Below are 11,994 nucleotides of genomic sequence, written 5' to 3' on the forward strand. Positions count from 1 at the left end.
TTTCATTCGAAAGTAATTTAATCTTCATATGCAAAGAAGAGGGTAAATCATGATCTTCAACATTCAGCGTTACTCCACCCATGACGGCCCAGGGATCCGCACCGTCGTATTCCTTAAAGGGTGTTCATTGGGCTGCCGCTGGTGTCAGAACCCGGAAAGCCGCGCCCGCACGGCGGATCTGCTGTATGACGCGCGCTTGTGTCTTGACGGCTGCGACCTCTGCCAGCAGGCGGCGCCGGACGTTATTACCCGCAAACTGGATGGCCTGATAATCCATCGAGAAAAGCTCACCGATGCACATATCAGCAAGCTGCGCGACTGCTGTCCGACTACGGCGTTGACGGTCTGCGGCGAAGAGAAAAACGTCGAAGAGATTATGGCGAAGGTATTGCGCGATAAACCGTTCTACGATCGCAGCGGTGGCGGCGTCACTCTCTCCGGCGGCGAACCGTTTATGAACCCGGAGCTGGCCCGCCAGCTGTTTGAAGCCAGCCACAACGCAGGGATTCATACCGCCGTCGAAACCTGTCTGCACGTCCCATGGAAATACGTCGAGCCTTCTTTACCCTTTATCGACCTGTTCCTCGCCGACCTTAAGCACGTCAATGAGGCTATTTTCCAGCAGTGGACCGACGGCAGCGCTCGCCGGGTGCTGGATAATCTGCAACGCGTGGCGCAGGCCGGGAAAAAAATCATTATTCGCGTGCCGCTGATTCAGGGCTTTAACGCCAATGAAAGCGATATTACCGCCATAACCGATTTTGCCGCTGACCGCTTAAAGGTCGGCGAGATCCACTTCCTGCCGTATCACACGCTGGGAATGAACAAATACCAATTACTCAGTCAGCCCTATACCGCTCCGGACAAACCGCTTGCTGCCCCCGAGCTGCTCGCCTTCGCGCAGCACTACGCTCAGAGCAAAGGTTTAACGGCGACTCTACGAGGATAACCTTATGACAACGTTGAAACTGGATACCCTAAGCCCGCGCATTCAGGCACATAAAATGGCGCTGGTGCATATCGTCAAGCCGCCGGTCTGTACCGAGCGCGCCCAGCACTACACTGAAGCCTATCAGCAGCATCTGGATAAACCGATTCCGGTACGCCGCGCGCTGGCGCTGGCCCATCACCTGGCAGAACGCACTATCTGGATCAAACATGACGAACTGGTTGTCGGTAACCAGGCAAGCGAAGTCCGCGCCGCGCCAATCTTCCCGGAGTATACGGTTAGCTGGATCGAAAAAGAGATCGATGACCTGGCCGATCGCCCCGGCGCAGGCTTTGCGGTCAGCGAAGAGAACAAACGCGTACTGCACGAAGTGTGTCCGTGGTGGCGTGGCCAGACCGTACAGGATCGCTGCTACGGCATGTTTACCGATGAGCAAAAAGCGCTGCTCGCAACCGGGATTATTAAAGCCGAAGGTAATATGACCTCCGGTGATGCGCACCTGGCGGTCAACTACCCGCTGCTGCTGGAAAAAGGCCTTGACGGAATGCGCGCTAAAGTCGCCGAGCGCCGTTCGCGCATCAACCTGACGGTACTGGAAGACCTGCACGGCGAGCAGTTCCTGAAAGCCATTGATATCGTGCTGGAAGCAGTGAGCGAGCACAGCAAGCGCTTCGCTGAGCTGGCGCGCAGCATGGCGGCAACGGAGACCCGTGAATCCCGTCGCGACGAGCTGTTGGCCATTGCCGAGAACTGCGACATTATCGCCCACGAACCGCCGAAGACCTTCTGGCAGGCGCTGCAGCTGTGCTATTTCATTCAGCTGATTCTGCAGGTCGAATCCAACGGTCACTCGGTCTCTTTTGGCCGCATGGACCAGTATCTCTACCCGTACTACCGCCGCGACGTCGAGCTTGAGCAGTCTCTGGACCGCGAGCACGCCATTGAGTTGCTGCACTGCTGCTGGCTGAAGCTGCTGGAAGTGAACAAAATTCGCTCCGGCTCGCACTCTAAAGCCTCCGCCGGTAGCCCGCTGTATCAGAACGTCACCATCGGCGGTCAAAATCTGGTAGACGGCGTCGCGCAAGATGCAGTGAACCCGCTCTCCTACGCGATTCTAGAATCCTGCGGTCGCCTGCGTTCTACGCAGCCAAACCTCAGCGTGCGTTACCACGCGGGCATGAGCAACGACTTCCTCGACGCCTGCGTGCAGGTGATTCGCTGCGGCTTCGGGATGCCGGCGTTCAACAACGACGAAATCGTTATTCCGGAATTTATCAAGCTCGGCATTGAGCCGCAGGACGCCTACGATTATGCCGCTATCGGCTGCATCGAAACCGCGGTCGGCGGCAAGTGGGGCTATCGCTGCACCGGGATGAGTTTTATCAACTTTGCTCGCGTAATGCTGGCGACGCTGGAAGGCGGCCGTGATGCCACCAGCGGTGAAGTTTTCCTGCCGCAAACGCACGCGCTGTCGAAAGGTAACTTTGATAACTTCGACCAGGTGCTGGCCGACTGGGATACGCAGATCCGCTATTACACACGCAAATCTATCGAGATTGAGTATGTGGTCGACACCATGCTGGAAGAGAACGTGCACGATATTCTCTGCTCGGCGCTGGTCGATGACTGTATCGAGCGCGCGAAGAGTATCAAGCAGGGCGGCGCTAAATATGACTGGGTTTCCGGTCTGCAGGTCGGTATCGCTAACCTCGGCAACAGCCTGGTAGCGGTGAAGAAACTGGTGTTCGATCAGGGCGTCATTGGACAACAAGAGCTGGCAAAAGCGCTGGCTGAAGACTTTGAAGGCCTGACCCACGAGCAGTTGCGCCAGCGCTTAATCAACGGCGCGCCGAAATACGGCAACGACGAAGATAGCGTTGATATCCTGCTGGCCCGCGCTTACCAGACCTATATCGATGAGCTGAAGCAGTATCACAACCCGCGCTATGGTCGCGGCCCGATTGGCGGCAACTATTACGCCGGGACCTCCTCCATCTCCGCTAACGTCCCATTTGGTGCGCAGACCATGGCGACGCCGGATGGCCGCAAAGCGCATTCACCGCTGGCGGAAGGAGCAAGCCCGGCTTCCGGTACCGACCATCTGGGGCCGACCGCGGTTATCAGTTCGGTGGGTAAGCTGCCTACCGGTTCAATTCTTGGCGGCGTGCTGCTGAACCAGAAGCTGAATCCGGCAACGCTGGATAACGAGTCCGATAAGCAGAAACTGATGGTGCTGCTGCGCACGTTCTTCGAGGTGCATAAAGGCTGGCATATTCAGTACAACATCGTGTCGCGCGAGACGCTGCTGGAAGCGAAGAAACACCCTGACCAGTATCGCGATTTGGTGGTCCGCGTAGCCGGATACTCGGCATTCTTTACCGCCCTGTCGCCAGATGCGCAGGACGATATTATCGCCCGTACCGAGCATACGCTGTAAGTTAAGTCCCCCGGCTTGCGCTGCGCTTCGCCGGGCTACTGGTTCACCACCGTTTGCGGACCGGTAGCCCGGGTAAGGCGTTTACGCCGCAACCCGGGGATTTTCCTCTGCACATCGGTGAACGCAAACTTTCATTCGAAATAAATTTGTGCTCCACATCACATTGTAATTAGAATGTTGCTGGTCGAAGTTAAGCCAGGAGCATTTGTTATGATTGTTAAAGTTATCGTCACCGATATGGACGGAACTTTTCTCAATGACGCCAAGCAGTATGACCGCTCGCGTTTTCTCGCGCAGTTCGCGCAACTCCAACAGCAGGGTATCGAATTCGTTGTCGCCAGCGGCAACCAGTACTACCAGCTGATCTCATTTTTCCCGGAAATCCGCGAGCAGATCTCCTTCGTTGCCGAAAACGGCGCGCTGGTATATGAACACGGTCAACAGCTGTTTCACGGCGAGCTCACCCGCCACGAATCCCAGATAGTGATTGGTGAATTGCTCAAAGACCCGCAGCTCAACTTCGTCGCCTGTGGCCTTGAAAGCGCTTACGTCAGCGACCGCGCGCCCGACGCCTTTGTCGCGCTGATGTCAAAGCACTACCATCGCCTGCAGCGCATCAGCAACTACCACGATATTGACGATAAGCTGTTTAAGTTTTCGCTTAACCTGCCGGATAGCGAAATCCCGCTGCTTATCGACAAACTGCACGTCTCGCTGGACGGCATCATGAAGCCGGTCACCAGCGGCTTTGGCTTCGTCGATTTGATTATCCCTGGCCTGCATAAAGCCAACGGCATCAGCCGCCTGCTTAAGCGCTGGAACATCTCGCCGCAGGCGTGTGTCGCCATCGGCGACAGCGCGAACGATACGGAGATGTTAAAGCTGGTGAAATACTCCTTTGCCATGGATAACGCCGCTGAGAGCATTAAAGCGATATCGCGTTTCGCCACCGATGACAACAACCATGACGGCGCGCTAAATGTTATTCAGGCCGTCCTCGACCACGCTGCCCCTTTCAACGAATGATCTCTCACCGGAGCATTTCTGCTCCGGTTTTCCGTTTTGTGCTCCTCCGCATAATTTTAAACTTGCATTAACTTAATTTTAACTTAAATTAACGTTTGTAAGATTTATTACTTTCGAATGAAAGATGAGAGGTCATCATGGCTGTTACCCATACCTGTGAAACACTACCCGCCGACCATAAAGCGGCAATCCGCCAGATTAAGCAGGAGCTGCGCGCGCAGATCGGTGACGTGCAGGCGGTGTTCGATCGGCTGACGGCGCGCATCACCGCACGCCTGGAGGAAATTGACGCCCTCAAAGCCAACGGTCAGGATGTCTGGCCGGTCATTCCGTTCAGCGATATTGCGCAGGGCCAGGTAACGGATGCCCAGCGCGAAGCTATCAAGCGTCGTGGCTGCGCGGTCATCAAAGGTCATTTCTCTCGCGATCGGGCGCTGGCGTGGGATAACTCAATGCTGGAGTATCTCGACCTCAACCATTTCGACGACGTCTATAAAGGCCCCGGCGACACCTTTTTCGGCTCGCTGGACGCTTCACGCCCGGAGATTTATCCGATTTACTGGTCGCAGGCGCAAATGCAGGCCCGCCAGAGCAGCGAAATGGCTGCCGTGCAATCTTTCCTCAACCGCCTGTGGACTTTTAACCGCGACGGTAAGCAGTGGTTCGACCCGGATGTGAGCGTGATTTATCCGGACCGCATTCGCCGCCGCCCGCCGGGAACCACGTCGAAAGGTCTTGGCGCACATACCGATTCCGGCGCGCTGGAGCGTTGGCTGCTGCCGGCTTATCAGCAAGTCTTTGCTGACGTCTTTAACGGCAATATCGATGCTTACGACCCGTGGGATGCGGCGCATCGTACTGAGGTGGAGGAGTATACCGTCGATAACACCACCAAATGCTCAGTGTTCCGTACCTTCCAGGGCTGGACCGCGCTCTCCGATATGATCCCCGATCAGGGCCTGCTGCACGTGGTGCCAATTCCTGAAGCGATGGCTTACGTGCTGCTGCGCCCTCTGCTCGACGATGTGCCGGATGATGAACTGTGCGGCGTTGCGCCGGGCAAGGTACTGCCGATTTCAGAGAAATGGCATCCGCTGCTGATTAAAGCCTTAAGCTCTATTCCAGCGTTAAATGCGGGCGATTCGGTGTGGTGGCACTGCGACGTCATCCACTCGGTCGCGCCGGTGGATAACCAGCAGGGCTGGGGCAACGTGATGTACATCCCCGCCGCGCCAATGTGCGAGAAAAACCTCGCCTATGCGCATAAGGTCAAAGTGGCGCTGGAGAAAGGTGTTTCGCCGGGAGATTTCCCGCGTGAAGATTATGAAGCCGACTGGAAAGACCGCTTTACCCTGGATGATTTAAATATCCACGGTAAGCGTGCTTTGGGAATAGTGTAACGAGGCGGCATTCTCCCCGGCTTGCGGCGTGAACGCCTTAGCCGGGCTACAGATCCGGGAGAGTCGATTGACCATTGCAAATCGTAGATTATTTTCCCTAAGTATTTCGCGCTACAGAAAGGCGGCCAACCTGTAAATCCCCGGGAGCTTACATCAGTAAGTGACCGGGGTGAGCAGGTGCAGCCAACGCATCTGTAGCGTGAAAGACAACGGGAAAATTATTCGACGCCTTTGCTGCGCAGATAATCTTCGTAGTTACCGGTGAAGTCCACCACGCGCTCAGGTGTAATTTCGATCACGCGGGTTGCCAGCGAACTGACGAATTCGCGGTCGTGGGAAACGAAGATCAGGGTGCCCTGATACATCTCCAGCGCCATGTTCAGCGATTCAATCGATTCCATATCCAGGTGGTTGGTCGGTTCATCCATGACCAGGATGTTCGGCTTCTGCATCATCAGCTTACCGAACAGCATACGGCCCTTCTCACCACCGGAAAGTACTTTTGCAGGCTTCTTGATATCGTCCTGGCTGAACAGCAGACGGCCGAGGAAGCTGCGCACCACTTGCTCGTCATCGCCTTCCTGTTTCCACTGGCTCATCCAGTCAAATACCGTCAGGTCATTTTCAAATTCGTATTCATGATCCTGCGCGTAGTAACCAATCTGCGCGTTTTCGGACCATTTAACGGTACCGTTATCCGGCGCCAGCTCACCGACCAGCGTTTTCAGCATAGTAGATTTACCCACGCCGTTGGCGCCAAGAATGGCAATCTTCTCGCCCACTTCCAGCAGCAGATTGAATTTTTTAAACAGCAGGTTGTTATCAAAACCTTTCGCCAGCTCTTCGACTGCCAACGCGTTACGGAACAGTTTCTTGTCCTGCTCAAAGCGAATGAACGGGTTTTGACGGCTGGAGGCTTTCACTTCATCAAGTTTGATTTTATCAATCTGACGGGCGCGAGAAGTCGCCTGACGTGATTTAGAGGCGTTGGCGCTAAAGCGGCTGACGAAGGATTGCAGATCGGCAATCTGCGCTTTTTTCTTAGCGTTATCAGACAACAGACGCTCGCGGGCCTGAGTAGCGGCAGTCATGTATTCATCATAGTTACCGGCGTACACGCGCAGCTCGCCGTAGTCGAGATCCGCCATGTGGGTACAAACCATGTTGAGGAAGTGACGGTCGTGCGAAATGATGATCATGGTGCTGTCACGCTCGTTCAGCGTCTGCTCCAGCCAGCGAATGGTGTCGATGTCGAGGTTGTTCGTCGGTTCATCGAGCAGCAGGATGTCCGGATTAGAGAACAGCGCCTGAGCCAGCAGCACACGCAGTTTCCAGCCGGGAGCAACTTCGCTCATCGGACCGTAATGCTGTTCCACCGGAATGCCGACGCCCAGCAGCAGCTCACCGGCGCGCGCTTCGGCAGAATAGCCGTCCATCTCGCCATACAGCACTTCGAGGTCAGCCACTTTGTAGCCGTCCTCTTCGCTCATCTCCGCCAGAGCGTAGATACGATCGCGCTCCTGCTTCACTTCCCACAGCTCGCCGTGGCCCATGATAACCGTATCCAGCACGCTGAACTCTTCAAACGCGAACTGATCCTGACGCAGTTTACCGATACGTTCGTTTGGATCGAGGGAGACGTTGCCAAGCGTCGGTTCCAGATCGCCGCCGAGGATCTTCATAAAGGTCGATTTACCGCTACCGTTGGCGCCAATCAGGCCGTAACGGTTGCCGCCGCCAAATTTGACGGAAATGTTTTCGAACAGCGGCTTACTGCCGAACTGCATGGTGACGTTGCTGGACACTAGCACGGGGTTATCCTGAAAATAGAGAATGAGAAGTGTGATGAACCAGACATTATGCCAGCAAATGCTTCACTTTTCACGGGTCGTAATAAAATCGTAGCGGACGCTTATGTTAGGGTCATTGTCATATTGCGCGGTTACACTGCTTGATGCGTAATTTTTCTCCATAAATTCGGAAGGAACCTATGACCACTCTCTCCCGCCATCCGGCTTTCTTATCGCTACAGGGCGGTATCAACTTTCGTGACCTGGGCGGTCAGCGTACCGCCGACGGTCGCCGCGTGCGTTCAGGTAAACTGCTGCGCTCCGGTTCGCTGCATATGATGACCACCGATGACTTAAGTCACCTGGATACTATTCCTCTTAGCCGGGTCATTGACTATCGCGACCCGGCTGAAGTGAATCGTAGCCCCGATAAGCTGAACGAACTGGCGCACTATCTCAACGCTCCCGCCAACCCGCACGTTCGCGACGTCAATGCAAAAGTGACAGAGCTGAATGCCGCGACGCTGAATGCCCTGAACGGCGAGCAGTTTATGATCGAACTTTATCGCCAGTTGCCGTTTAATAACGCCGCCTATCGCCAGCTCACCGGATGGCTGATGGAGCCTTTCGACGGCGCGCTGCTGCAGCACTGCGCGGTGGGTAAAGACCGTACTGGCGTCGGCTGCGCCCTGACGCTGCTGGCCCTCGGCTGTGATACCCATACGGTGATGGAAGAGTACCTGCTCACCCACGGCATGCTGACCCAGGTCGAAGATTTTATGCTCCACTCGCTCGGCGATGAACTGACCGCTCGCGGGCGGCAAAATCTGGCCGAAATGATGACGGTGCAGGAGTCATATCTCGCCGCCGCGCTCGGCGCAATTAATGAGCGATATACCAGCGTTGATAGCTGGCTGGAAAACGAGTATCAGCTCACGCCGCAGGCGCGAGAAGCGCTTCAATCAAGACTTCTGGAGGGGTAGTCCCCTCGGCCTGGATGCCACAAATTGCGACAACAGCCAACGCCCGCAGGCTACACTCAAAACAGCACGGGGAAAAAAATGTGATTTCGTACACATCTCATTTACCTGTTTGCCGGAATGCACATATAATGCGCTCCCATCGACTCCCTGTTTAATCTGACAAAGGCCTGTGTGGCATTGTTTTCGCCAACGACATAAAGAATATGAAATTATCGACTCTCTTCGCGGCAGCCTTCGCCATCGTGGGCTTTTGCAACACAGCTTCTGCTGTAACCTATCCACTGCCTACCGATGGCAGCCGTCTGATTGGCCAAAACCAGGTCATCACCATCCCGGAAGGCAACAAGCAGCCGCTGGAATACTTTGCCGCCGAATATCAGATGGGCTTATCCAACATGCTGGAAGCCAACCCTGGCGTGGACACCTTCCTGCCAAAGGGCGGTACCGTACTGAATATTCCGCAGCAGCTGATCCTGCCGGACACCGTGCATGAAGGTATCGTTATCAACAGCGCGGAAATGCGCCTGTACTACTACCCGAAAGGCACCAACACTGTGATCGTGCTGCCTATCGGTATCGGTCAGTTGGGTAAAGATACGCCGATCAACTGGGTGACTAAAGTTGAGCGTAAAAAAGCGGGCCCGACCTGGACCCCAACCGCCAAAATGCACGCAGAATATATTGCCGCAGGTGAACCGCTGCCAGCCGTTGTCCCGGCAGGTCCGGATAACCCGATGGGCCTGTACGCGCTGTATATCGGCCGTCTGTACGCCATCCACGGTACTAACGCCAACTTCGGTATCGGTCTGCGCGTGAGCCACGGCTGCGTGCGTCTGCGTAACGAAGATATCAAATTCCTGTTTGACAACGTGCCGGTCGGCACCCGCGTTGAATTTATCGATGAGCCGGTAAAAGCCACCACCGAGCCTGACGGCAGCCGCTTCATTGAAGTTCACAACCCGCTGTCCACCACTGAAGCACAGTTCCAGGACGGTGAAATCGTGCCGATTAACCTGACCAAGTCAGTGCAGGCTATTACTGGCCAGACGGATGTTGATCAGAGCGTGGTTGATCAGGCCATTCAGAACCGTTCCGGTATGCCGGTGCGCCTGAACTAAGCTGATAAGAAAAAACAGAACGGCGGGCCTGGTGCCCGCCATTTTTTATCCGTTATTGACCAGAATAATGCCGCCGTGATCGTAGCGGTAGTGGCAATGGGCATACTCCAGCGGAGTCCCATCCTCCAGATAGATAACCTGCTCAACCTCTAAGACCGGATCGCTCACCTCGCAGTTGAGATGCTCCTTATCCAGATCTTGCGGTTTTATCGCCCGCACTACGCGATACGACCCCATCATTTTTAGCCCCAGCGTCTCCTGCACGTAGCGAAACACCGAGCTTTCCAGATGACTTTTATTCAGGCCGGGCACCAGCGCAACGGGCATCACGGTCAAATCCAGCGATACGGGTTCGTCGTTGAGCAGGCGCAGACGAACGAAATCATAGACCGGGGCGTCGGCGTCGATCAGCAGCGACGTTTGCTCTTTCTCGCTGGGAAAACGCAGCTCAAAGCGAATCACCCGGCTGGTCACTTCCCCTAAATGTTCCCAGGTTTTCGTCGCGCCAAAATAGTCGCTGCCGGGCAGCTCCCACTGCGAAAGCTGGAGAAAATTCTTGCGCACAAAGGTGCCCTGCCCCTTACGGGTGTAGATAAGTCCTTCGACGATAAGCTGGCGCATCGCCTGCTGGATGGTCATCCTGCTGGTGCTGAATTCCGCCGCTAACGCGAACTGGTCGGGTAATGGCGCGCTGGCCGGATACTGTTGGCTGATGATGCGCTTTTTAATTTCCCGCGCGATATTCAGATATTTGGCCGTCATTGCCCGATCCTTTTGCTTTGCTGATGGTGGCTGGCGGGCAGAATACACTATCTGCCCGCCTGACGCGCCGTTACATCTCTTCGCCGTTGCTGTGAATAGCCCGCTTCAGCCAGGCATAGCTTTTCTTCGGTACGCGTTTGAGGTCTTTCAGATCGTGGTTTTCACGATTCACGTAAACAACCCCGTAGCGTTTACGCATATCGCCCTGTGAGCTGAGAATGTCGATCAATCCCCAGCCCAGGTAGCCAATCACCTGCGCGCCATCCTCAAACATCGCTTCTTTCATGGCGTTGATATGATCGCGATGATAGGCAATGCGATAATCGTCAGCCACTTCGTTTTCGCCATCCCAGGATTCAATCACCCCAATGCCGTTTTCAATCGGGAATACCGGCAGCCGCCAGTCGTTGTAGTAGCGGGTGATGATCATGCGAAAGCCCACAGGGTCAATCTGCCAGTTCCACTCGGTGGCCTGCAGATATTCATTCTTTTTATCACCATACTGCATGTAGTTGTTCACCGGGGTGCCCGGCGGGATCGCATCGCTGTCGAGGGCTTTACTGGCATAGTAGCTAAAAGCCAGATAGTCGATTTTTACCGTCGCCATCAGCGCCAGATCGTCCGGCAGATAAATATCGTCGAAGCCTTCGCGGGCCACGACATGCATCACTTCCGGGCTGTAGCCCTCCCCGGCGTATGCGCGCAGCAGGTTCTGGTTTAAGAACTCATCAAGCTGCTGAGCGCAGAGCATATCGCGCGGTTTGCAGGTCGCCGGATAAACCAGCGCGTGGGCCAGCATACCGCCCATCAGGCACTGCGGTTTGCTCTGGTGCAGATATTGCGTCAGATGGACGTGGGCCATCATCACATGGTGCTGAATCTGATAGAGCTCGCGCAGGGTTTTCTCTCCGCGCATATAGCCTGAAATCAGAAACGCGTCCGGCATATGGTAGAGATTCTGTTCATTAAAGGTCAGCCACCACTTCACCTTATCGCCAAAGCAGTCGATCATCTTCTGCCCGTAGCGGATAAAAGCCTCCATTACGCGACGGTCGGTGAAACCGTTGTAGCGCTCCGCCAGCGACAGCGGCATGTCGAAGTGATAGAGACAGATCATCGGCTCGATGCCGCGGGCGATCAGCTCATCAATAAACTGGTGATAGAAGTCGATACCCTCTTCGTTGAATTCGCCATCGCCTTGCGGGCATACGCGGCTCCAGGCAATCTGGAAGCGGTAGCAGTTCATCCCCAAATCTTTCATGAGGTCAAAATCTTCCCGGTAGCGGTGGTAAGAGTCGGTGGCGACCTTCCAGTCGGAAGCAAATTCCGCGGGCTGGCGGATATCATAGACCGACATCCCCTTACCGCCTTCATTCCACGCCCCTTCGGTTTGCATACTGGAGACCGAGTTACCCCATAGAAAATCTGCCGGTAGTGTTTCATTCATGATTCGCACCTTATGACTAGTCATATTAATTTCATGACTAGTCATATAAACGAATTTACGTTATCAAGCAAATTTGCGGATC

General features: G+C 55.0%; 9 protein-coding genes. 6 read left to right on the forward strand and 3 right to left on the reverse strand.

The window, feature by feature from the left end:
- Positions 1–49 precede the first annotated feature (49 nt).
- The 4 genes from HV213_RS19055 to HV213_RS19070 all read left to right on the forward strand — a co-directional run bounded on the left by HV213_RS19055 (position 50) and on the right by HV213_RS19070 (position 5,812).
- Entirely contained in the window at positions 50–949 is a 900-nt protein-coding gene (locus HV213_RS19055) for a glycyl-radical enzyme activating protein (RefSeq protein ID WP_181482900.1), read from the forward strand.
- A gap of 4 nt (positions 950–953) precedes the next feature.
- Positions 954–3,386 (forward strand): formate C-acetyltransferase/glycerol dehydratase family glycyl radical enzyme, encoded by a 2,433-nt coding sequence (locus HV213_RS19060; RefSeq protein WP_112214704.1) that lies wholly within the window; start codon positions 954–956, stop codon positions 3,384–3,386.
- A 210-nt stretch (positions 3,387–3,596) separates the two neighbouring features.
- A complete protein-coding gene (locus HV213_RS19065; protein ID WP_181482901.1) occupies positions 3,597–4,412 on the forward strand; it encodes a Cof-type HAD-IIB family hydrolase in 816 nt (271 codons plus the stop codon).
- Between the two features lie 137 nt (positions 4,413–4,549).
- Positions 4,550–5,812: a DUF1479 domain-containing protein gene (locus HV213_RS19070; RefSeq protein ID WP_181482902.1), complete on the forward strand. Its 1,263-nt coding sequence runs from the start codon at positions 4,550–4,552 to the stop codon at positions 5,810–5,812.
- A gap of 218 nt (positions 5,813–6,030) precedes the next feature.
- Here HV213_RS19070 and HV213_RS19075 read toward each other — a convergent pair whose 3' ends face one another.
- Complete coding sequence (locus HV213_RS19075; RefSeq protein WP_181482903.1) at positions 6,031–7,623, reverse strand: ABC-F family ATPase; 1,593 nt, start codon at positions 7,621–7,623, stop codon at positions 6,031–6,033.
- 179 nt (positions 7,624–7,802) lie between these two features.
- On the opposite strand from HV213_RS19075, the gene HV213_RS19080 reads away from it, so the two are divergent.
- Both HV213_RS19080 and ldtB read left to right on the forward strand, forming a co-directional pair.
- Positions 7,803–8,585, forward strand: a complete 783-nt coding sequence (locus HV213_RS19080) for a tyrosine-protein phosphatase (RefSeq protein WP_181482904.1) — start codon at positions 7,803–7,805, stop codon at positions 8,583–8,585.
- A gap of 203 nt (positions 8,586–8,788) precedes the next feature.
- Positions 8,789–9,703 carry a L,D-transpeptidase gene (ldtB, locus tag HV213_RS19085; protein WP_110275345.1) on the forward strand — a complete coding sequence of 305 codons (915 nt, stop codon included), beginning with the start codon at positions 8,789–8,791 and terminating at the stop codon, positions 9,701–9,703.
- A 45-nt stretch (positions 9,704–9,748) separates the two neighbouring features.
- Here ldtB and HV213_RS19090 read toward each other — a convergent pair whose 3' ends face one another.
- Positions 9,749–10,465: a GntR family transcriptional regulator gene (locus tag HV213_RS19090; RefSeq protein ID WP_112214709.1), complete on the reverse strand. Its 717-nt coding sequence runs from the start codon at positions 10,463–10,465 to the stop codon at positions 9,749–9,751.
- Positions 10,466–10,535: 70 nt separating this feature from the next.
- Positions 10,536–11,912, reverse strand: coding sequence for a glycoside hydrolase family 1 protein (locus HV213_RS19095; RefSeq protein WP_181482905.1), 1,377 nt, complete (start codon positions 11,910–11,912; stop codon positions 10,536–10,538).
- Positions 11,913–11,994: the final 82 nt, after the last annotated feature.

The sequence above is a fragment of the Klebsiella sp. RHBSTW-00484 genome (assembly GCF_013705725.1).
In the GTDB taxonomy this organism is placed as follows: Bacteria; Pseudomonadota; Gammaproteobacteria; order Enterobacterales; family Enterobacteriaceae; genus Klebsiella.

What these genes read in the sequence shown, in the direction of transcription:
- HV213_RS19055 (WP_181482900.1), top strand. Translation starts at nt 50, where the DNA reads ATGATCTTCAACATTCAGCGTTACTCCACCCATGACGGCCCAGGGATC.
- HV213_RS19060 (WP_112214704.1), top strand. Translation starts at nt 954, where the DNA reads ATGACAACGTTGAAACTGGATACCCTAAGCCCGCGCATTCAGGCACAT.
- HV213_RS19065 (WP_181482901.1), top strand. Translation starts at nt 3,597, where the DNA reads ATGATTGTTAAAGTTATCGTCACCGATATGGACGGAACTTTTCTCAAT.
- HV213_RS19070 (WP_181482902.1), top strand. Translation starts at nt 4,550, where the DNA reads ATGGCTGTTACCCATACCTGTGAAACACTACCCGCCGACCATAAAGCG.
- HV213_RS19080 (WP_181482904.1), top strand. Translation starts at nt 7,803, where the DNA reads ATGACCACTCTCTCCCGCCATCCGGCTTTCTTATCGCTACAGGGCGGT.
- ldtB (WP_110275345.1), top strand. Translation starts at nt 8,789, where the DNA reads ATGAAATTATCGACTCTCTTCGCGGCAGCCTTCGCCATCGTGGGCTTT.
- HV213_RS19090 (WP_112214709.1), bottom strand. Translation starts at nt 10,465, where the DNA reads ATGACGGCCAAATATCTGAATATCGCGCGGGAAATTAAAAAGCGCATC.
- HV213_RS19095 (WP_181482905.1), bottom strand. Translation starts at nt 11,912, where the DNA reads ATGAATGAAACACTACCGGCAGATTTTCTATGGGGTAACTCGGTCTCC.